Origin of the sequence: Geodermatophilus sp. FMUSA9-8, from assembly GCF_037034165.1 — a bacterium.
In the GTDB taxonomy this organism is placed as follows: Bacteria; Actinomycetota; Actinomycetes; order Mycobacteriales; family Geodermatophilaceae; genus Geodermatophilus; species Geodermatophilus nigrescens.
The window spans coordinates 46,398-67,514 of the sequence record NZ_JBAGKE010000004.1; the positions used below are offsets into that span (position 1 = coordinate 46,398).

At 76.0% G+C, this 21,117-nt stretch carries 17 protein-coding genes; 11 read left to right on the top strand and 6 right to left on the bottom strand.

Translation table 11 applies throughout. From position 1 onward, the window contains the following. Positions 1-131: 131 nt before the first annotated feature. From WA616_RS09940 to WA616_RS09960, 5 genes are all read left to right on the top strand, one after another. Complete coding sequence (locus tag WA616_RS09940) at positions 132-2,696, top strand: DEAD/DEAH box helicase (protein WP_336029363.1); 2,565 nt, start codon at positions 132-134, stop codon at positions 2,694-2,696. A gap of 449 nt (positions 2,697-3,145) precedes the next feature. After that, a complete protein-coding gene (locus WA616_RS09945; RefSeq protein ID WP_336029364.1) occupies positions 3,146-4,285 on the top strand; it encodes a GGDEF domain-containing protein in 1,140 nt (379 codons plus the stop codon). Between the two features lie 66 nt (positions 4,286-4,351). Next, the gene (locus WA616_RS09950; protein WP_442901994.1) at positions 4,352-5,110 is read left to right on the top strand and encodes a sulfite exporter TauE/SafE family protein; all 759 of its coding nucleotides are present in this window, start codon (positions 4,352-4,354) and stop codon (positions 5,108-5,110) included. After that, complete coding sequence (locus WA616_RS09955; protein WP_336029367.1) at positions 5,107-5,871, top strand: sulfite exporter TauE/SafE family protein; 765 nt, start codon at positions 5,107-5,109, stop codon at positions 5,869-5,871. Before WA616_RS09950 ends, WA616_RS09955 begins: the two co-directional genes overlap by 4 nt. Before the next feature lie 75 nt (positions 5,872-5,946). Then, positions 5,947-6,699: a hypothetical protein gene (locus WA616_RS09960; protein ID WP_083629005.1), complete on the top strand. Its 753-nt coding sequence runs from the start codon at positions 5,947-5,949 to the stop codon at positions 6,697-6,699. Between the two features lie 47 nt (positions 6,700-6,746). Here the strand turns inward: WA616_RS09960 and WA616_RS09965 are convergent, their stop codons facing one another. The 4 genes from WA616_RS09965 to WA616_RS09980 form a co-directional block, all read right to left on the bottom strand. Continuing rightward, positions 6,747-7,370 (bottom strand): hypothetical protein, encoded by a 624-nt coding sequence (locus WA616_RS09965; protein ID WP_336029369.1) that lies wholly within the window; start codon positions 7,368-7,370, stop codon positions 6,747-6,749. A 128-nt stretch (positions 7,371-7,498) separates the two neighbouring features. Next, positions 7,499-9,172, bottom strand: a complete 1,674-nt coding sequence (locus WA616_RS09970; protein ID WP_336029370.1) for an alpha-amylase family protein — start codon at positions 9,170-9,172, stop codon at positions 7,499-7,501. A 248-nt stretch (positions 9,173-9,420) separates the two neighbouring features. Next, complete coding sequence (locus WA616_RS09975) at positions 9,421-10,452, bottom strand: TIGR03885 family FMN-dependent LLM class oxidoreductase (protein ID WP_336029372.1); 1,032 nt, start codon at positions 10,450-10,452, stop codon at positions 9,421-9,423. Between the two features lie 61 nt (positions 10,453-10,513). Further along, a complete protein-coding gene (locus WA616_RS09980) occupies positions 10,514-11,173 on the bottom strand; it encodes a hypothetical protein (protein WP_336029374.1) in 660 nt (219 codons plus the stop codon). Between the two features lie 88 nt (positions 11,174-11,261). Between WA616_RS09980 and malQ the strand changes: the two genes are divergently transcribed. Then, complete coding sequence (gene malQ, locus WA616_RS09985) at positions 11,262-13,151, top strand: 4-alpha-glucanotransferase (protein WP_336029376.1); 1,890 nt, start codon at positions 11,262-11,264, stop codon at positions 13,149-13,151. A gap of 68 nt (positions 13,152-13,219) precedes the next feature. Here malQ and WA616_RS09990 read toward each other — a convergent pair whose 3' ends face one another. Continuing rightward, complete coding sequence (locus tag WA616_RS09990) at positions 13,220-15,853, bottom strand: ExeM/NucH family extracellular endonuclease (protein ID WP_336029379.1); 2,634 nt, start codon at positions 15,851-15,853, stop codon at positions 13,220-13,222. 190 nt (positions 15,854-16,043) lie between these two features. Between WA616_RS09990 and WA616_RS09995 the strand changes: the two genes are divergently transcribed. The 3 genes from WA616_RS09995 to WA616_RS10005 all read left to right on the top strand — a co-directional run bounded on the left by WA616_RS09995 (position 16,044) and on the right by WA616_RS10005 (position 18,518). Beyond that, positions 16,044-17,831, top strand: coding sequence for a bifunctional metallophosphatase/5'-nucleotidase (locus WA616_RS09995; RefSeq protein ID WP_336029380.1), 1,788 nt, complete (start codon positions 16,044-16,046; stop codon positions 17,829-17,831). Positions 17,832-17,934: 103 nt separating this feature from the next. Continuing rightward, on the top strand, positions 17,935-18,246 hold the full coding sequence (locus WA616_RS10000) for a hypothetical protein (protein WP_336029383.1): 312 nt from the start codon (positions 17,935-17,937) through the stop codon (positions 18,244-18,246). A gap of 71 nt (positions 18,247-18,317) precedes the next feature. Beyond that, positions 18,318-18,518: a hypothetical protein gene (locus WA616_RS10005; RefSeq protein WP_073422512.1), complete on the top strand. Its 201-nt coding sequence runs from the start codon at positions 18,318-18,320 to the stop codon at positions 18,516-18,518. A gap of 48 nt (positions 18,519-18,566) precedes the next feature. Here the strand turns inward: WA616_RS10005 and WA616_RS10010 are convergent, their stop codons facing one another. Next, complete coding sequence (locus WA616_RS10010) at positions 18,567-19,772, bottom strand: MFS transporter (RefSeq protein WP_336029386.1); 1,206 nt, start codon at positions 19,770-19,772, stop codon at positions 18,567-18,569. Between the two features lie 33 nt (positions 19,773-19,805). On the opposite strand from WA616_RS10010, the gene WA616_RS10015 reads away from it, so the two are divergent. Both WA616_RS10015 and WA616_RS10020 read left to right on the top strand, forming a co-directional pair. Next, complete coding sequence (locus WA616_RS10015; RefSeq protein WP_336029389.1) at positions 19,806-20,219, top strand: hypothetical protein; 414 nt, start codon at positions 19,806-19,808, stop codon at positions 20,217-20,219. A 42-nt stretch (positions 20,220-20,261) separates the two neighbouring features. Then, positions 20,262-21,101 (top strand): DUF998 domain-containing protein, encoded by an 840-nt coding sequence (locus tag WA616_RS10020; protein WP_442901995.1) that lies wholly within the window; start codon positions 20,262-20,264, stop codon positions 21,099-21,101. Positions 21,102-21,117: the final 16 nt, after the last annotated feature.

The following is a 21,117-nucleotide window of genomic DNA, read 5'->3' on the forward strand; positions in this document are numbered from 1 at the left end:
CTGTTCACCTTCTCACCATACGTCGGCCACCTCACACCTCGTCCGCAGGAGTCGTTGCCGTGTCGTTACCGGGACCCGGCGCGGGAGCCCCGCCGGGAAGTCCCGGGCCGTCCGGCACGCTGTCACCCACGATGACCACCAGCACGACGGGGCCGGCGCCCCTCCCCCTGCTCGACGACCCCCGCGACCTCGGCGCGCTGCGGGCCCGCGGCGACGACCCCGACGAACTGTTCACCTCGTTCGCCGCCTGGGCGGAGGACGGCGGCACGCCGCTGTACCCGCACCAGGAGGAGGCGCTGATCGAGCTGGTCAGCGGCGCGAACGTCGTCCTGGCGACGCCGACCGGCTCCGGCAAGTCCCTGGTCGCCACCGGCGCGCAGTACGCGGCGCTGGCCGCCGGGCGGCGCAGCTTCTACACGGCGCCCATCAAGGCCCTGGTCAGCGAGAAGTTCTTCGCCCTGTGCGGGGTCTTCGGGGCGGCCAACGTCGGGATGCTCACCGGCGACGCCGCGGTGAACCGGGACGCGCCGGTCATCGCCTGCACCGCCGAGGTGCTGGCCAACGTGGCGCTGCGCGAGGGCGCCGACGCCGACATCGGCCTCGTCGTCATGGACGAGTTCCACTTCTACGGCGACCCCGACCGCGGCTGGGCGTGGCAGGTGCCGCTGCTCGAACTGCCGCGCGCCCAGTTCCTGCTGATGAGCGCCACCCTCGGCGACACCACGCGGCTGCGCGAGGACCTCGGCCGGCGGACCGGCCGGCCCACCGCGCTGGTGGCCACCGCCGAGCGGCCGGTCCCGCTGCACCACTGGTACGCGACGACGCCGGCGCACGAGACGATCCAGGAGCTCCTGGACACCCGGCAGGCGCCGGTCTACGTCGTCCACTTCACCCAGGCGCAGGCCCTGGAGCGGGCCCAGGCGCTGATGAGCGTCAACGTCTGCTCCAAGGAGGAGAAGGCCGCGATCGCCGACGCGATCGGCGGGTTCCGGTTCACCTCGGCCTTCGGGCAGACGCTGTCGCGGCTGGTGCGCCACGGCATCGGCGTCCACCACGCCGGGATGCTGCCGAAGTACCGCCGGCTGGTGGAGACCCTCGCCCAGGCCGGGCTGCTCAAGGTCATCTGCGGCACCGACACCCTCGGCGTCGGCATCAACGTGCCCATCCGGACCGTGCTGTTCTCCGCGCTCAGCAAGTACGACGGCACCCGCACCCGCCTGCTCAACGCCCGCGAGTTCCACCAGATCGCCGGCCGCGCCGGGCGGGCCGGCTACGACACGGCGGGCACCGTCGTCGTGCAGGCGCCCGAGCACGAGGTGGAGAACCTGCGGCAGTTCGCCAAGGTCGCCGACGACCCCAAGAAGCGCCGCAAGCTCGTGCGGAGAAAGGCGCCCGAGGGCATGGTGCCCTGGTCGCAGGCGACGATGGACCGTCTCGTCGCCGCCGAGCCCGAGCCGCTGCAGAGCTCCTTCCGCGTCTCGACGTCGATGCTGCTCGACGTCGTCGACCGGCCCGGCGACCCGTTCGCGGCGATGCGCCGGCTGCTCACCGACAACCACGAGCCGCGCAAGCGGCAGCTGCGGCACATCCGGGAGGCCGTCGGCATCGCCCGCTCGCTGCTGCAGGCCGGCGTGCTGGAGCGGCTGCCGGAGCCGGAGGCCGACGGCCGCCGGTACCGGCTGACGGTCGACCTGCCGCCGGACTTCGCGCTCAACACCCCGCTGTCGACGTTCGCGCTCGCCGCCGTCGAGCTGCTCGACCCCGACGGCGACACCTTCGCCCTCGACGTCGTCAGCGTCCTGGAGGCCACCCTCGACGACCCGCGGCAGGTGCTCGCGGCGCAGGCCAACAAGGCCCGCGGCGAGGCGGTCGCGCAGATGAAGGCCGAGGGCATCGAGTACGAGGAGCGCATCGAGCTGCTCGAGGACGTCACCTACCCGAAGCCGCTCGAGGAGCTGCTCGAGCACGCCTTCGACGTCTACGTCCGCAGCAACCCGTGGGCCCGCGACGCGCACCCCTCGCCGAAGGCCGTCGTCCGCGAGATGTGGGAGCGGGCGCTCACGTTCAAGGAGTTCGTCTCCCTCTACGGGCTCACCCGCTCCGAGGGCGCGGTGCTGCGGTACCTGTCCGACGCGGTCAAGGCACTGCGCTCGGGCGTCCCGGCGGCGGCGCGCACCGAGGAGGTCGTCGACGTCGTCGAGTGGCTCGGCGAGCTGGTGCGGCAGGTGGACTCCTCGCTGCTCGACGAGTGGGAGCAGCTCACCAGCCCCGACCAGCCGCTGGACGCGCCGGTCGCCGCGCCGGCGCGCGCCCGGCCGCTCACCGGCAACGAGCGCGCGTTCACGGCGATGGTGCGCAACGCGCTGTTCGCCCGCGTGCAGCTGTGGGCCCGCCGCCGCTGGTACGACCTCGGCGAGCTCGACGCCGGCTCCGGCTGGGACGCCGAGCAGTGGGGCGAGGTGGTCCGCGGCTACTTCGCCGAGCACGGCGAGCTGGGCACCGGCGCGGACGCCCGCGGGCCCGCGCTGCTCGTGTGGGACCGGTCGACGCCCGGGACCTGGCGGGTCCGGCAGGTCCTCGACGACCCGGCCGGCGACCACGACTGGGGCATCGACGCCGAGGTGGACCTGGCGGCCTCCGACGAGGCCGGCGAGCTGGTGCTGCGGGTGGTCGACGCCGGCCGCAAGGACGACTGACCCGTCCGGAGGAGATCCACGGAGCACGGGTCGAGCCGGAACGGGAACGGACCGATCTCCTGGGCAGCAACCCGTCCCCAGGAGACCGCCATGACCGCTGCGGAGCCGCCGCGCACCACCTCCGGTGCCCCCTGGTCCCGCCCCGACGCGCTCGTCGAACGCACCCGCTGGCTGTTCGGCCTGTGCGTCCTGGCGTCGCTGCTGCTGACGATCGGGGCGGCCGCACCGGCGCTCGCGCGGGGCGGCGCGCTCCCCCTGGCGGTCGCCTCGGCCGCCATCGCCGGCTCGGCCGTCGTGCGCTACCGGCTCGGCCGGGCGGTGGCGGCCTGCGACGTGGTGGACGTCTCGCGCTCGCGGCGTTCACCGCCCCGCTGGGCGTCCCGGCCGCCGCCTTCGGCCTGGCCTTCCCCATGCTGTGGTCCCGCTCGGTCTACGGCGGAGGCCGCGGGGTGGCCCTGCACGCCACGGGCGTGGGCGCCGCGCTGCTCGCCGCCACCCTCGCCGGGCCGCACCTGTTCGGGACCGCCCCGGTGCACGCCGCCGCCGTCGCCGGCACCCTGCCGGTGATGGCGGTGACCGTCGCCGTCGCCCGCCACCTGGCGAGCCAGCTCTTCGGCCGCGAGCAGTCCCGGCGTCGGGACGGCGCGCTCGCCACGCTGGGCACGCAGCTGCTGGGGCTCACCGACCGGGACGCCGTCCTGCGCCGCGCGGGTGAGGCCTGGGCCGCCGTCTGCGCCGCCACCCCGGGCCTGCGCGTGGTCGTCCTCGCGGGCGCCGGCGAGCTGCTCGTCCCGGTCGGGCACGCCGGACCGTTCCGGTCGGACCCGCCGCCGCTGCCCCGCTCGTCCTTCCCCGGCGACCTCGCCGTGTCCCCGGAGTACCCGGTGTCCCCCACGGCGGAGCTGACGGGGGCGGCCGGCGTGCGGGCCGCCTGGTCCTGCCTGCCGATGCCCGGCGTGCCGGGCACCGTGGTGCTGATGGGCGCGGCGCCGGCCGTGCCCTCCGAGGGCGTGGTCGCCGCCCGGTCGCTGCTCAACCAGGTGAGCCTGGCGCTGCGCGGGGCGGAGGCCCACGAGGAGGTCCGCACCCGCGCCCTCACCGACGCGCTCACCGGACTCGCCAACCGGGCGGCCTTCACCTCCGCGCTCGACGCGCAGCGGCCGTCCGGGGGCTGGGCCCTGTTCGTCGACCTCGACGACTTCAAGCGGGTCAACGACCGGCTGGGGCACGCGGCCGGCGACGAGCTGCTCGCGGAGGTGGCCGCGCGCCTGTCGGCGGCCGTCCGCGAGGGTGACCTGTGCGCCCGCCTCGGCGGGGACGAGTTCGCGGTCCTCATGCCCGACGGGGACGAGGCCGACGCCCGGGCCCTGGGCCAGCGGCTGGTCGAGGCCGTGTCGCGCCCGGTCCTGCTCGGCGAGGACACCGCGTGGGTCGGCGCCAGCGTCGGCGCCGCCCGTCTGGAGCCCGGCGGCTCGCCGTCGGCCACCCTGCGCCGGGCCGACGCCGCCATGTACGCGGCCAAGGCGGCCGGCAAGAACCGGGTCGACGTCTCCTCCCCCGCCCACGACGAGGTGACCGTCCCCGCCTGACGGGGGTCCGCCCGGCCCGGGCGGCTGTGCCAGGCTTCCGCTGATGCGGTCGTGACGGGATGGGAGATGGCAGCGGTCGCCGTCGCCGGGCTCGCCGCGGGGGCGATCAACGCCGTCGTCGGCTCCGGGACGCTGGTCACCTTCCCGGTGCTGCTGGCCACCGGCCTGCCGCCGGTCACCGCCAGCGTGACCAACAGCCTGGGCCTGGTGCCCGGCAACGTCGGCGGCGCGGTCGGCTACCGGCGGGAGCTGGCCGGCCAGCGCGGGCTGCTGCTGCGGCTGCTGCCGGCGTCCGTGCTGGGGGCGCTCACCGGCGCCTTCCTGCTGCTGCACCTGCCGGCCGCGGCGTTCGAGGCGGTCGTGCCGGCGCTGGTCGGTCTCGCGGTGGTGCTGGTGGCCGTGCAGCCGCTGCTCACCCGGCGGCTGGCCGACCGCCGCGCCGGCGCCCCCGGGCCGCCGCGCGGGTGGCGCCTGGCCGGGCTCGTGGGCGCCGCCTACGCCACCGGGAGCTACGGCGGGTACTTCGCGGCCAGCCAGGGCGTGCTGCAGGTCGGGCTGTTCGGCCTGCTGCTCGCCGAGCCCCTGCAGCGGCTCAACGCGCTCAAGAACGTGCTCACCTCCGCGGTCAACGGGGTGGCGGCGCTGGCCTACGTGCTCGTCGCCGCCGACCGGGTGGACTGGCCCGCGGCCGGCCTGGTCGCGGCCGGCTCGCTGGCCGGCGGGCTGCTCGGCGCCCGCTACGGACGACGGCTGCCGTCGGCGGTGCTGCGGACGGCGATCGTCCTGCTCGGCGTCGTCGCGGTCGTGGTGCTGGTGACCCGGTGAGCGTCCTCGAGTGGCTGCTGCTCGTGGCCGCCGGCGTCGGCGCGGGCCTCACCGGCAGCATCGCCGGGCTCGCCTCGCTGGTCAGCTACCCCGCGCTGCTGGCCACCGGCCTGCCGCCGGTCACCGCCAACGTCACCAACACCGTGGCCCTGGTGCTCACCAGCGTCGGCTCGGTGAGCGCCTCGCGGCCCGAGCTCGCCGGACAGGGCCGGCGGCTGGTGCCCCTGGTCGTCGCCGGCGTCCTCGGCGGCACCGCGGGCGCGCTGCTCCTGCTCGTCACCCCGGCCGAGGCGTTCGAGCGGCTGGTGCCCGTGCTCATCGGCGCGGCGGCGCTGGCCATCCTGCTGCAGCGGCCGCCGGCCGAGCTGGCCGTCGAGGGGCGCCGGGCGCACGGGGCGCGGGACCCCTGGTGGCTGGTCGCGCTCACCGGGCTGATCGCCGTCTACGGCGGCTACTTCGGCGCGGCCGCGGGCGTGCTGCTGCTGGCCACCGTGCTGCTCGGCACCGGGGAAGCGCTGCCGCGCAGCAACGCGCTCAAGAACGTCGTCCTGGGGTCGGCCAACGCGGTGGCCGCCGTCGGCTTCATCGTGCTGGCCGACGTGGCCTGGAGCGCGGCCCTGCCCCTCGCGCTGGGCTGCCTGGTGGGCGGGCGGCTCGGCCCGCGGGTGGTGCGCCGGGCCCCGCAGGCGCTGCTGCGGCGGCTCATCGCGGTCGCCGGACTGGCGCTGGCCGTGGTGCTCGCCGTCGACGCGTACCGCTGAGCGACCCCGGTGTGGTGCCGCCCTCGGCCGTGCACGAAGGTGGTCGGGCGATCGGAACGTGAGGAGACCGGATCGGTGACGTCGGACGACGCGGCGGGGCGCTTCCTCGAGGCACTGCAGGACCCCCCGGGGGACGGCGAGGGCGGCCCGGAGATGGCCCCCTCCCGGCTGGCCCGGGCCTTCGCGCAGGCGGTCGGCGTCGACGGCGCCGCGCTGAGCATCCACGAGGGCGCGGGCCTGCGGACGCCGATCGGCGCCAGCGACCGCACCACCTCGCGCGCCGAGCAGCTGCAGTTCACCACCGGCGACGGGCCGTGCCTGCGGGCGCACGACACCGGGCGGGCGATCGTGTTCGACATCGAGGACATCAACCGCAACTGGCCCGAACTGCACGACGCGCTGCTCGGCGAGACGCCCTTCCGGGCGGTGTTCTCGCTGCCGCTGGCGCCGCCGCTGGGCCCGACGATCGTGGTCGACCTCTACGCCCGCGAGCTGGACACGCTGACCGGCGTGCCGCGCGAGGAGGTGGAGGCCGCGGTGCTGGTGCTCACCGAGGAGATGGTGCGCTCCTCGGGCGGGGCACGGGCCGACGAGGGCGCCCGCTGGTGGGACTCCCCCGACGCCCGCCGCCGCAACCGGGTCTGGCAGGCGACCGGCGTCGCCTCGGTGGCCCTCGACCTCGACGTCGTCGACACCCTGACCGTGCTGCGGGCGCACGCGTTCGCCACCGGCCGCGTCGTCGACGACCTCGCCGGGGACATCGTCGACGGGCGGATGGACCCGGGCGAGCTGCGCGACCCCGACCACCACCAGGACTCCGGGGCCTGAGCCGGCGCGACCGCGCGCCGGCTCAGCCCGCGGTCAGGTCGCGGCGGTCAGGTCGCGGCGTAGGCCGAGAGGAACAGCACGAAGGCGGACGTGCCCAGGAGCAGCCGGGCCGGCGTGAGCCCGTTGACCAGGCCTGCCGTGGCCTCCACCCACTGCGGGCGGACGCCGGCGTCGCTGGTGCCGCGGCGCACCACCCGCACCTCGTCGGCCAGCAGCACCCCGGCAGCCCCGAGCAGGGTGAGCCCGACGACGAGCAGGGTGAGCGAGAGGGCCTCCGCGTAGCCGTCGGCCCGCCCGGCGAGCAGCAGGACGGCGACCACCCCGGCCACGAGGCCGAGCGCCCCGCCCGCGACCGGCGCCCACGGGCCCATCCGCACGCGCGGGACCGTGCGCCGGCGCGGGCCGGCCGACGGGCCGGCCGGCGGCGCGGGCGGGCGCCCCGGCAGCGGCCCGGTGGCCTGGTGCCCGGGCGGCAGCTGCTCGGGCACGACCGCCGGGGCGGCGGACGCGGCGGACGCGCCGGGCGCCGGGCCCGCACCGGCGGCGGTGGCGCCGGGCGCGGTCAGCGGGGCGGTGACCGGCGCGCCGGCGCCCGGCGGGGCGGCGGACGGGACGGGCGGCTGCTGGCCGGGGGCCTGCGGGACGGGCTGCGGAGCGGCGGGATCGGTCATCGTCCGAGCACGCTAGGCGCGCCGTCCGACAGCACCGGGCAGGCTCCCGGGCGCGCCGGGACCGCCACCGGGCGCCGGACCAGCGCCCGGCGCGCGGGCACCGCCCGTCGAACGCCGGTGACCGGCGGTCACAGCAGCCGGCGGCTGCCCTCGGCGACCACCCGCAGCCAGCGGTACCCGTAGCCGTCGAGCGTCAGCTCCACCGCGCCGTCGGCCCCGACCGGCGTCGACTGCGTGACCAGCAGGTCCTCCAGCCGGTGCGAGGCGTCGCAGCCGTCGAGGGTGAGCGGCACGGTGCGCGGCTCGGGGCCGAGGTTGTGCACGGCCAGCAGCGTCCCGTCGTCCCACTCGCACACGTGCGCCAGCACCGACGCGTGCGGCTGCTCGAGGACGCGGAAGGTGCCCCAGCCGAGCTCCGGCGACTCCCGGTAGCGGCGGACGAGCAGCTTCATGAACGACAGCAGTGAGTCCTCGTCGCGGCGCTGGTCCTCGACGTTGACGAACTCCGGCGCGAACCCGCCCTCCACCACCGGCCCCGGCAGCCGGTCGGCGTCGGCGGTGGAGAAGCCGCCGTTGGCGCCGGCCGTCCACTGCATGGGCGTGCGCACGGCGAGCCGGCCCTCGGCGGAGAGGTCCTCCCCCATGCCGATCTCCTCGCCGTAGAAGAGCACGGGGGTGCCCGGCAGCGAGAACAGCAGGCTGTAGACCATGCGGACCCGCCGCGGGTCGCCGTCGAGCATCGGCGGGAGGCGGCGGCGCAGGCCGCGGCCGTAGACCTGCATCCGCTCCTCGGGCCCGAAGGCGGCGAAGACCTCCGCGCGCTCGTCGTCGGACAGCTTGTCGAGGGTGAGCTCGTCGTGGTTGCGCACGAAGGTGGCCCACTGGCTGTCGGGGTCGACGTACGGGCGCTCGACCAGCGCCTTCACCAGCGGGCCGGCGTCGGCGCGGGCCATCGACAGGTACATCGCCTGCATGCCGACGAAGTCGAACAGCATCGTCAGCTCGTCGCCGTCGTCGCCGCCGAAGAAGTCCCGCTGCTGCTCGTGCGGCAGGTTCACCTCGCCGAGCAGCACGCCGCTGCCGGTGCGGCGGCCGAGGAAGGAGCGCAGGGCCCGCAGGTACTCGTGCGGGTCCGGGAAGCGCTCGGCGTCCGCGCCGCCCTCGGTCTCCAGGAAGAAGGGGACGGCGTCGACGCGGAAACCCGACAGGCCCAGCTGCAGCCAGAAGCCCATGATCTTGGCGATCTCGTCGCGGACCCGCGGGTTGGTCACGTCGAGGTCGGGCTGCTCCTTGTAGAAGCGGTGCAGGTACCACTCCCCCGTCGGCTCGTTGAACGTCCAGACGGAGTCCTCCTGGTCGGGGAAGACCACCTGGTCGGAGGTGTCCGGCGGCTCGTCCTCGCGCCAGACGTAGAAGTCGTGGAACGGGTCGTCCTTGCTGCGGCGGCCCTGCTGGAACCACGGGTGCTCGATGGAGGTGTGGTTGACGACGAGGTCGGCGATCACGCGGATGCCACGGTCGTTGGCGGTGCGGATGACCTCGACCAGGTCGCCGTGGCTGCCCAGCCGGGGGTCGACGCCGTAGAAGTCGGTGATGTCGTAGCCGTCGTCGCGCTCGGCCGTCGGGTAGAAGGGCATGAGCCACAGGCAGGTGACGCCGAGGTCCGCCAGGTGGTCGATGCGCTGGGCGAGGCCCGCGAAGTCACCGATGCCGTCGTCGTTCCAGTCCAGGTAGGTCTCGACGTCGAGGCAGTAGACGACGGCCGTCTTCCACCAGAGGTCCGCGGTGTCGGTGATCTTCACGCGGCCGAGCCTGTCGACCCCGGCCGCGCGGGGCAACCGGACGACGCCGGTCCGCTCGGCCGACGCCGACCCGGCGAGTTGATCATCGGCGCCTTGCCGCCGACACGCGCGGACACGCCGTCGCTTGCGGCAACGGTCCGATGATCACGACTGTGGGCGCGTTGATCATCGGATGCGTGCACGCGACACGGGCGGACACGCCCGCCGGCCGTGCACGCATCCGATGATCAACGGGAGCAGGCGGGCGGCTACTTCAGGACGGCGGGCTGCGGCTCCTGCTGCGGCCGCAGCGGGCGCACCGACACCGCGGGCGCCGGGCGGGTGACGTCGAGCTGCGGCAGCACCTTCTCCCCGAACGCGTCGAGGAACGCCGTCTGCTCCTTGCCGACGTGGTGGATGTAGACCTGGTCGAAGCCGAGGTCGACGTACTCGTTGAGCCACGCGGCGTGCTGGCCGAGGTCGGAGGACACCCGGACCGCCGACGTCACGTCCTCCGGGCGGACGTACTCGCTGGCCTGGTCGAACGCCGTCGTCGTGTCCAGGTCCCAGCACAGCGGCGGGGGGAAGACGTTGCTGCGCCACTGGTCGTGCGCGATCTCCAGCGCACGGTCCTCGTCGGGGTCCCAGGAGACGTGCACCTGGATCGTCAGCGTCCCCTGCCCGCCGTTGTCGCGGTAGGCGGCGATGACGTCGCGGAGGACGTCGTGCGGCTGGTTGATCGTGACCAGCCCGTCGGCCCACTCGGCGTGCCGGGCGGCGGTGCGCGCGGTGACGGCGGGCCCGATCAGGGCGGGCTGCTGCTCGGGCAGCGTCCAGATCTGCGCCCGGTCGACGGCGACCAGCCCGTCGTGGCTGACCTCCTCGCCGGCCAGCAGGGCCCGGATGACGTCGACGCACTCGCGCAGCCGGGCGTCGCGCAGCTCCTTGTTCGGCCACACGTGTCCGGTGACGTGCTCGTTCATCGCCTCGCCCGAGCCCAGCGCCACCCAGAACCGGCCGGGGAACATCGACCCGAGGGTGGCGATGGCCTGGGCGACGATCACCGGGTGGTAGCGCTGGCCGGGCGCGTTGACCGCTCCGAACGGCAGCCCGGTGGTGGCCAGCGCCGCGCCCAGCCACGACCACGCGAAGCCCGACTCCCCCTGCCGCGGGTTCCACGGGGTCAGGTGGTCGGAGCACATGGCGGCGGTGAAGCCGACCTGCTCGGCGTGCTGCGAGGCGGCGAGCAGGTCCGCGGGGTGGACCTGCTCGTGGGAGTTGTGGAAGCCGATCACGGTCACCGCTCGTGCCTACCGGAGTCGGCGGCCCCCGGCCACGGGACCGGGCCGTGCCGCAACCCGGTCAGCCGAGCAGGTCGGCGACGCGCGCCGGGGCGGTGGCGACGTCGAGGTGGTCGCCGCGCCCGTCGCCGGCGACCGGCCAGTCGCGGTCCCGGGCCGCCGCCGCGTCGCCGTCGTAGGACGCCGACAGGTGCACGTACCGGGCCGCGGCGGTCACCGGCGGGACCTCGACCGGCGTGGACCACAGGTCGGCCGGCAGCCGGTGTCCCTCGGCCAGGACGGCGGCGCGCACGCCGGCGTCGGGCAGCAGCTCGCCCATCGCGTCGGGCCCCCACCACGTCGTCCAGTCGGCCACCCGGCCGTCGTCGCCGGTGAGCGGGCCGATCCGCTCGCGGACGTCGGCCGGCCACCCCGCCGTCCCCGGGCCGGGTTGGAGGACGGCGTCCAGCCACACCGCGCGGCCCGCCCCGGCGGCGACGGCCACCGCGGGCAGCACGATGCCCGCCCCGGAGAAGGCGACGGCGACGTCGGCGGGCGGGAGGGCGGCGGCCCAGCGCCGGTCCCAGCCCGCGGCCGAGGGTGCGGACGACGCCGGGTCCTGCACCAGCCCGCGGAGGTCGGGGACGGCGACGGTCGCCCCGCGGGCGCGCAGCTCGTCGGCCAGCGGGCCGAGGACGGCGGGCCCGAGCAGGGGCGGGTGCACCAGCAGCCAGGTCGGCACGCGGCGAGTCTGCCCCCGCCCGGGGGAGAGAGCGGCACCACGCCGCGTCTGCGCTGCGATCAGCCGCGCGCGCCGTGAGGATCGGGGGGTGACACGCACCCCCAGCACCGACCGGTGGGGCATCGACGCCACCTGGCTCGACGCCCTCGACGAGGAACACGAGGTCGCCCAGGCCACCATCGACCGCCTGCGGGAGGTGATCGGCGAGCCGCCGGAGGACCTCGAGGAGCGCGCGCCCATCGTGGCCCGGCCCGGGGACGTCCTGGAGGTCGACGAGGCCGAGGTGACCCTGGAGGACGGCTCCTCCCGGCACGTGGACGGCGAGCTGCCGGCCGACTTCCCGCTCGGCTACCACTGGCTGCAGGCGCCCGGCGGGCCGCGGCGGCGGCTGGTCGTGTCCCCCGGCCGCTGCTGGCTGCCCGAGGACCGCGCCTGGGGCTGGGCGGTGCAGCTCTACGCCACCCGCAGCCGCGCGAGCTGGGGCATCGGCGACCTCGCCGACCTGCGCGCGGTCCGCGAGATGGCCGCCGACCAGGGCGCGGGCTTCGTGCTCATCAACCCGCTGCACGCCGTCGCCCCCACCCCGGAGCAGGAGGCCAGCCCCTACCTGCCGGCCACCCGCCGCTTCCGCAACCCGCTGTACCTGCGGGTCGCCGAGGTGCCCGGCGCCGACCGGGTCGACCTCGACGACGACGCCGGCCGCGCGCTCAACGACGGCGAGCTCGTCGACCGCGACGCGATCTGGGCGCGCAAGCGCGAGGTGCTGCGCCGGGTCTTCGACGCCACCGGCCGCGACGAGGCCGCCTTCCCCGACTGGTGGTGGCACCAGGGCCAGAAGCTGCAGGACTGGGCCACCTGGTGCGCCCTCGCCGACGCCCACGGCCCCGACTGGCACGCCTGGCCCGAGGAGCTGCAGGACCCGCGCAGCGACGCCGTCGGCCGGTTCGTCGCCGACCACGAGCGCGACGTCGCCTTCCACGCCTGGCTCCAGTGGTGCCTGTCGCGCCAGCTCGAGCAGGCCACCGAGGGCATGACCGTCATCCAGGACCTGCCGATCGGCGTGGCCGGCGGCGGCGCGGACGCCTGGACCTGGCAGGGCGTGCTCGCGCAGGGCGCCACGGTCGGCGCGCCCCCGGACGAGTTCAACTCGCAGGGCCAGGACTGGGGCTCCCCGCCGCTGGTGCCGTGGCGGCTGCGGGCGTGGGACTACGAGCCGTTCGTCGAGTCGATCCGCGCCACGATGGCCGGCGCCGGCGGCCTGCGCATCGACCACGTCATGGGCCTGTTCCGGCTGTGGTGGGTGCCCACCGGCGGCTCCGCGGCCGACGGCGCCTACGTCCGCTACCCCGCCGAGGACCTGCTCGACATCGTCGCGCTGGAGAGCCACCGGGCGCAGGCGGTCGTCGTCGGCGAGGACCTCGGGACGGTCGAGGACGGCGTCCGGGAGGCCCTGGCCGAGCACGGGATCCTCAGCTACCGGCTGTTGTGGTTCGAGGACGACGACCCGGCCGAGTGGCCCGAGGAGGCCATGGCCGCCATCTCCACCCACGACCTGCCGACGGTCGCCGGGCTGTGGAGCGGGGCCGACGTCGAGGAGCAGCGCCGGTACGGCACGGGCACCGACGAGGAGCTCGAGCGCGGCCGCGCGTCGCTGCTCGAGCGACTGCCCGGGCTGCGGAGGAACGCGAAGCCGGAGACGGCGGTCAAGCGGGCGCACGAGCTGCTCGGCCGGGCGCCGTCGCTGCTGCTGTCGGCCACGCTCGACGACGCCCTCGCCGAGCGCCGCCGCCCGAACATGCCGGGCACCACCGACCGGCCCAACTGGTCGCTGCCGCTGCCGGTGACCGTGGAGGACCTCCCCGGGCACGCGCTGCTCAAGGAGGTGGCGCGCACGCTGGCCGACGGCGTCCGCGCGACCACCGACCCGGAGGAGGACGCCATCGGCGAGCAGCCCGGCGGCGAGGCCTCCCGGGACTGAGCGCCCCGCAGACGACTCCGGCGCGGCACCCGCTCGGGTGCCGCGCCGGAGGCGTCCTCAGCCGCGGATCATGACTCGCGGCCGTCCTGCTCGCTCGGGCCGGTGCCCCGGCCCTGGGTCAGCGCGTCACCCGCGCCGGGCCCGCCGACGAGCGTGTCGTCGCCGTTCCCGCCGTCGAGCGTGTCGACGCCGAAGCCGCCGAGCAGCACGTCGTCGCCGTTCTCCCCGGCCAGCCGGTCGGTGCCGGCGCCGCCGCAGATGACGTCGTCGCCGTTGCCGCCGGTGATCACGTCGTCGCCACCGAGGCCCATGATCACGTCGACGCCGTTGGTGCCGCGCAGCGTGTCGTTCCCGGCCGTGCCGCGGATCGTCGGGACGAGGCCGTTGCAGCGCTCGGCCAGGTCGATGCCGAACACGATGGGGTCGTGGTCGCTGGAGCGGTAGGGGTCAGCCGCGTACAGGGCCCGGTCGCCCGTGTACTGGTAGGCGAACGACTCGACCGAGTTGATGTTCCAGTGCGCCAGGTCGGTGACCTTCGCGGTGAGCTCCGCCGTCGCCATCGCGTGGTCCAGCGAGCCGGACATGTCGTCGAAGACGTAGCTGTAGCGGCCCTCGTCGAAGCGCTCGCCGAGGTCGGTGAAGCCCGCCTGGCGCAGCCGCTCGATCGGGTCCTCCTGGGTGTAGGCGTTGAGGTCACCCATGAGGACGACGTCGCGGTCGCCCGTGCGGTCGGCGATGGCCTGCGCGAACGCCGCCACGGACGCCGCCTGGCGGACGCGGTCGCCGTTCCACTGGCCCTGGCCGTCACCGGCGTCCACGTTGTCGCCGGTCGCGTCGCCGGCGCTCTTGGACTTGAAGTGGTTGGCGATGACGGTGAACGCGTCGCCGTCCTTGACGAAGGTCTGCGCCTGCGGCTCGCGGGCGTTGGACCAGACCGACTCGTCGACGAGCCCGGCCGGGTCACCGACCGGCTGGACGACGTCGTTGCGGTAGATGATCCCGTTGCGGATCACGTCCCGGTCGACGCCGTAGAGCTCGCGCGGCATCGGCACGTAGCTCCAGACCTCGGCGCCCGCGGCCGCGTTCAGCCGGCGCACCAGGTCGGCGAGCGCGGTGTCGGCGTTGCCGGGGGTCAGGCCGGTGGAGTCGGTGTCCTCGATCTCCAGCAGGCTGACGACGTCGGCGTCGAGCGCCGCGATGGCCGGGACGATCTTGCCGGCCTGCCGCTCGAACTCCTCGGCGTTGCGAGCGCCGCGGCCGACGCTCTGGTCGAAGGTCAGGAAGTAGTTCAGCACGTTGAACGCGCCGATCTGCACGTCGCCGCCGACCGCGTCGGGCGCCGCCGGGCGGGTGTCCTGCGGGGCGAAGACGCCGTCCGCGGTGCCGTCGGCCGGCTGCAGCCGCCACTGGTTGAAGCCGTAGCCGAGGACCACCGGCTCGGTGAAGGTGAGCTCGTCGCCCACCCGGACCGGGGTGGACGGCGACAGGTACGGCCGCGTCGTGGTGGTGACCCGGGCGCTGAGCCCGTCGTCGAGGACGATGCGCCGCAGGGTGTTGGCGGTCATGACCGCCGCGGCCTCCGGGGTGCCCGGGCGAGCGACCTCGGTGGGCTGCACGAGGACGCCGCCCTCGGAGAGGGTGAGCTCGCCGAAGCTGGTGAGGTCGAAGACCTCGCTCACGGTGAGCGTGTCCACCGGCGCGACGAGCATGCCCTCGAGGCGCTCGCGGGCGGCGTCGTCGGCCGGGAGGTCGAGCGGGGCGGCCGCGGGGAGGTCCTCGGCGGAGCCCTCGGCGCAGACCGCCACGTCCTGCCGGCTGGTGAGCTGCGTCTGGCCGCCGAACTCGGCCACCTCGCCGGTGACGGCGACCGTGTCGCCCAGGTCCACCGCGACGGGGCTGAACACGAAGACGCCGTCGGAGGTGGCCGCGTCGCCGTCGCCGTCGACGTCCTGCAGGTAGAAGCCGCTGAAGCCCGCGACGTCGCCGACGACGGTGCCCCGGACGGTGACCTGCCGCCCGGCGAGCGGGCTGGTGGCGCCGGCGCCCTGGACGGCGCCGATCTCGTGCGTCGGTGCGACGGCGCAGGGCTCGGTCGGCTCCGGCTCGGGCTCGACCGTGGCGGAGGGGTTGACGCGGTCCCGGGTCGCGGCGGCCGGGGCAGCCCACACGAGCCGGTCGCCCGCGGCGTCGTAGGTCCGCGACAGCGACTGCCCGACCGGCTCCGTGCCGGCCTCGCTCACGCCGATGTCGGTGCTGGTCCGGCCCGCGGCCGGGCCGTTGGTGGCGGTGAAGGTCCCCTCGTAGGAGAGGAACTCCAGGACGCCGCCCGGACCCACCAGTGCGAGGCCGTCCGGGGCCCCGTTCTGGATCCCTCCACCCGGGCCGTCCACCGAGACCGCGGCGGGCGCATCGGCCGGCGCGGTGACGAGGGGCAGCGGCAGGGTGCCGTAGGAGGCGCCGCCGCTGCCGTTGTAGAGGACGACCGACAGGCCGGCCGAGCTGGTGCCCGGCGGCAGCTGCACCTCGACGAACTCGCCGGTGTCGGCGCCGGCGTTGTCGTAGTGGATCTCGGAGATGAACGGCTGGGACGGCGGGGCGGCCGAGGCGACCGTGGGGAGACCCACGACGGCGATGGACGCGGCGGCGGTGCCGAGTGCCATCCGGCGCGTGAGCACGCGCCGGTCGGGCGGGAGGAGGTGCACGGAGGTCCTCTCGGATGGTGACGGAACGGTCCCACCGTAGACACCCATCGTGACGGCTACGCTGACGGCCGGTGACACCCCGGCGACGATGAGCGAGCGGTTCGTCGGCACCCGCTCACCTGCCGGTCACGGTCCCGTCACCTCCGTGAGGGACCGTTCCCCAGCCCGCACCCCCGACCTCCGGAGCGTCATGTCCCACCGCACCATCCGCCGCGGCGTCGTCCTGACCGCCGCCGCGGCGACCCTGGCGAGCGGCGTCCTCACCGGCACGGCGGCGGCCGCTCCCGGCGGGGGCCAGTCCACCCCCCGGCCGGACTTCACCCTGACGATCCTGCACGCGAACGACCTCGAGTCCGCACTGCTGCCGACCACCACGAGCACCGGCTACACCTACGGCGGCGTCGACCGGTTCGTGGAGCTCCTGCAGCGCGAGCAGCACGCCGCCAGCACCGGCCGCCCCGGCGCCGGCCAGGCCGGCAAGCGCGGCGTGCTGACCATCTCGGCGGGCGACAACTTCCTGCCCGGCCCGAACCTCGCGGCCAGCCAGCAGGAGGGCGCGCCGAACTACGACGCCCTCGCGTTCGACGAGGCCGGGTTCGACGTCTCGATCCTCGGCAACCACGACTTCGACCTCGGCCCCGAGTTCCTCGCCGACTGGCTCGGCGACGTCGACGACACGACGTTCGTGTCCGACAACCTCGGCTTCGGCGCCGAGCCGACCCTCGCCGCCCGGGTGGCCGACGGCACGATCGTCACGAGTTCCGTCCAGGACGTGCGGGGTGAGCGGATCGGGATCATCGGCCTGACCACGCCCGACCTGCCGCAGCTCACCAGCTCGCGCGGCGTGACCGTCGACCCGGCGCTCGCCCGCATCGCCAACGCCCAGGCGCAGGCCTACACCCGCGCCGGCGTGGACAAGGTCGTGCTGGTCTCGCACCTGCAGGACATCGACAACGAGCTCGCGCTGGCCCGCCAGCTGCGCGGTGTCGACGTCATCGTCGGCGGTGGCGGTCACGAGCTGCTCGCCGACGCCGACGACCCGGTCGTCGCCAACGGCACCGCCCGCTACGGCGACTACCCGCAGGTCCCGACCGACGCCGACGGCCGCGTCGTCCCGGTGGTCACCACCGCGGCGCTCTACTCCTACGTCGGCCGCCTGGTCGTGAACTTCGACGCCGCCGGCCGGGTGATCGGCTTCGACGAGCCCGCCTCGCGCCCCCTGCCCGTCGTGGCCGCCGGTCCCGACGCCGTGCAGCCCGACCCGCGCGTCCAGCGCGAGGTCGTCGCGCCCGTGCAGCAGTACGTGACCGGCCTGGCGCAGCGGACCGTGGCGACCACGCAGGTGCCGCTCAACGGCATCCGTGACGACGTCCGCAGCCGGGAGACCAACCTCGGGGACCTGGTCGCCGACTCGCTGCTGGCCGCCGGCCGGCGCGAGGCGGCCGCCGCGGGCATCACCGCCCCGGTGGTGGCGATCCAGAACGGCGGCGGCATCCGCAACAACACGGTGCTGCCCGCCGGCCCGATCAGCGAGCTGGACACGTACACGGTCCTGCCGTTCAGCAACTTCGTCGCCGTCGCCCCGGCCATGCCCGCTGCCACGTTCGTCGCCGGCGTGGAGCGCGGCCTGTCCGGCCTGCCGGGCGCGGCCGGGCAGTTCGCCCAGGCCGCCGGGTACCGCGTCACCTACGACGCGAGCCGCCCGGCCGGCTCGCGGATCGTCGACCTGCAGCTGGACGACGGCCGCTACCTGGTGCAGGGCGGGGTCGCGACCGGTGCGGTCAGCACGGTCTCGATCGCGACGAACGACTTCACGCTGCGCGGCGGCGACGGCTACCCGTTCGCGGGTGTCGCCTTCACCGTCCTGCCGGTGACCTACCAGCAGGCGCTCCTGCAGTACCTGCAGGAGGACCTCGGCGGCACGGTGACCGCCACGGACTACCCGGTCGGCGGCGAGGGCCGCATCCGGGCGGCCTGACCGCACGACACCACCGGGCGCCCCCCGCGAGCACCGCTCGCGGGGGGCGTCCGTCGTCTCCGCCGGTCGAACGCGTGTTCGACCGGCGTGCCAGACTGCGCGGGTGGCAGGCGGGATGAACCGGGGGTCCTCACGTCCGTCGCTCGGCGAGCGGGCCGCCGACTCCGGCGTCCCCGCCGCACCCACCGCTCCCCCGGCCCGGGCGGTCCCGCCGCGCGCCCGCGAGGACGGCACCGGGCGGCACTGCTGGGTGCACACGCCGCCCGGCACGTCGGGCACGGTGCCCGGGCTGCTCGTGGAGTGGCGGCAGCAGCCGGAGGGCTGGCAGGGGCGGGTGGCCTACGCCGTCCCCGGCCCGCACGGGCCGGTGCTCGTCGAGGCCTGGTTGCCGGCCGCGTCACTCGAACAGCGCTGAGCGGTTACCGGGGCGGCGTCACGGCTATGGCCGTCGGGACCGATCGACGACGACGCAGCGGAGGTACCGCGATGACCGAGCCCGACCGCCCCACCCTCGACGACGTGATGGACACCGAGGAGTCGGCGCCGCGCGACCGCCAGGAGCACGCCGGGGCCGACCCGCGCCCCAACGACGACGCGCTGCAGCACCGCACCGAGCAGGAGCGGCAGGCCGTCGGCTCCGACGATGCCGACCCCGCCGGCGCGGAGTTCCACTCCGCGACCGACTGAGGCGACCGACCGAGGGCCGGGTGGGCGCCGCACCGGCGCCCACCCTCCTCAGCGGCCCTGCAGGCTCCGGCTGCGGCCGAGCAGCAGGGCCAGCAGCAACGCCCCGCCGAAGCCGGTGCCGGCGACGGCGGCCGCGGCGGGCCATCCGCCGTCGGCCCAGGCCCGCCCGGCCAGCGTGCCGCCCACCGACGAGCCGACGTAGTACCAGAACGAGTACAGCGAGGCCGCCTGCCCGACGGGGCGCCCGCCCAGCGCGGCCCGCGCCGCCACCCAGCCGCTGGCCACCCCGTGCGCGGCGAAGAAGCCCACGTTGAGCACCGCGAGCCCGGCGACGACGAGCGCCAGCGGCCGCGCCAGCGTCAGCGCGAGGCCCGCCCCGGCGACCAGCAGCGCCACGGGCACCACCAGGCGCCGCCCGGCCCGCTCGGCCAGTCCCCCGGCCAGCGGCGAGCTCACCGACCCCAGCAGGTACGTGAGGAAGACCAGCCCGGCCAGCGCCGGGGACAGCCCGTACGGCTCGCTCTCCAGCCGGAACGTCACGGCGTTGTAGACGGCGACGTTCCCGCCCATCAGCAGCGCCGCCAGGGCGTACAGGCCGAGGAGCACCGGGTCGCCGAACCCGCGGGCGAGCTGGCGGAGCACCGGCGTCTCCCGCGGCACCCGCGTGAACCGGCGCGACGCCGGCAGCAGCACCCGGACGGCGACGGTGCAGCCCACCGCCAGCGCGGCGATCCCGCCGAGCGCCGTCCGCCAGCCGCCGAGATCGGCCAGCGCACCGGACAGCACCCGGCCGCTCAGGCCCCCGATCGCCGTGCCGCCGACGAACAGCCCGATCGCCCGCGAGCTCACCGAGGGGGGCAGCTCCTCCCGCAGGTAGGCCACGCCCACGGCCGGCAGCCCGGCGAGGGCGAACCCCTGCAGGCCCCGCAGGACGAGCAGCACCGGCCAGGTGGGGGCCAGCGCGGCGAGGACGGCGAGGACGGTGGCCGCGGCGAGCGAGGCGTGCAGCACCGGCGTGCGCCCGACGCGGTCGGACAGCGGCCCGAGCACCAGCAGGCCGAGCGCCAGTCCGACGGTGGCCGCCGAGACCGTCAGCGTGGCCGCCGTCGGGGACACCCCGAACGCCCGGGTGAGCTCCGGCAGCAGCGCCTGGGGGGCGTAGAGGACGGCGAACACGGCGAGCCCGGCGAGGAACACCGCCGCCGAGGTGCGCCGCGGTGCCGGGTCCCCGGGGCGGGGACCCGGCGGCGGCACGCGCCCATCGTGCCCTCCTGCTGGGATGACCCCGTGACCCGCCTCGGCCCCGACGACGTCGGCTGCTGGCTGGTGAAGACCGCCCGGCCGCCGGAGGTGCTCGTCCCCGGCTGGCACCCCGGCGAGGAGCGCGAGTTCACCCGGTGCCTGCGGGCCTCGTACCGCGTCGCGCTCATGCGCCCGGGCGCGCCCGTGCTGCTCTGGCTCAGCGGCCGCGACCGCCCCGGGGTGCACGCCGCGGGGTCACTGGCCGGTGACGTCGGCGCGGACGAGCGCGGGCCGGTCGCCGTCGTCCGGCTGACCCTGCTGCCCGCCCCGCTGCGGCGCGCCGACCTGCTCGCCGACCCCGTGGCGCGCGACGCCGAGGTGCTGCGCATGCCCGCCGGCAGCAACCCCTCCTACCTGACGCCCGCCCAGCACGCCGCCGTCCGGGCCCTGCTCCCCTGACGACCGCCCTGACGGCCCGGTCCCCGGGCGGGGGCTGGGACGATGGGTCGTGTGCCACGGAAACGGATCGCCGGGGGCGCCCTCGCCTGGGTGCTGACCCTGCAGTTCTTCGTCGTCGAGACGATCGTCCAGCTGCGCTCGCCCCTGCCCTACTCGCGCTCGGCCGACGTCATCAGCGCGCTCGGCGACGCCACCCGGCCCGGCGCGGCGCTGATGAACACCTCGTTCGTGGTGCAGGCCGCGCTCATCGGGGCGGGCGCCGTGGCGCTGCTGCCCGCACTGCGCGGGCGGGCCGCCCGGCCCGCGGTCGGCCTGCTCGGCGCCGCGGCGCTCGGCGTCCTGCTCGTCGGCGTCTTCCCCCGGCTGACCAGCCCGGCCCTGCACACCACCGGCGCCGTGCTCCACCTCGTGGCCGGCGGCCTGGGGATCATCGCGCTGGCCTACGCCGTGCGGCCGTGGTCGGAGGCGCTCGGCACCACGCTGGCCCTCGGCGGCCTGTTCGCCACCGCGATGACGGTCTTCTACGGCGCCGGGGTGGTCGAGCTGCTCGGCGAGGGCGGCACCGAGCGCGCCGCCGCCTACGTGCTGCCGGTCGCGCTGGCGCTGACCGGCCCGTCGCTGTGGTGGCTCACCCGGACCCGCAGCGAGCCGGTCACCGGCCCCACCCGCCGCCAGCGGCGGGCCGCCGAGCGCGAGGAGGAGCGCCTCGCCCGCGCCCGGCGCAGCGCCGAGCGCGACGACGCCCTCGAGGCCGCCGCCCGCCGCCGCGAGTCCCCCCGCACGGCCGCCGACGGCCCCCGCGACGGGGACGACGACGCGCACGACGACGCGCACGACGACCTCGACCCCGACGACCCCTGGGCCGGCCCGCGCCGCCGCTGAACCGGTCGCGGGCGTT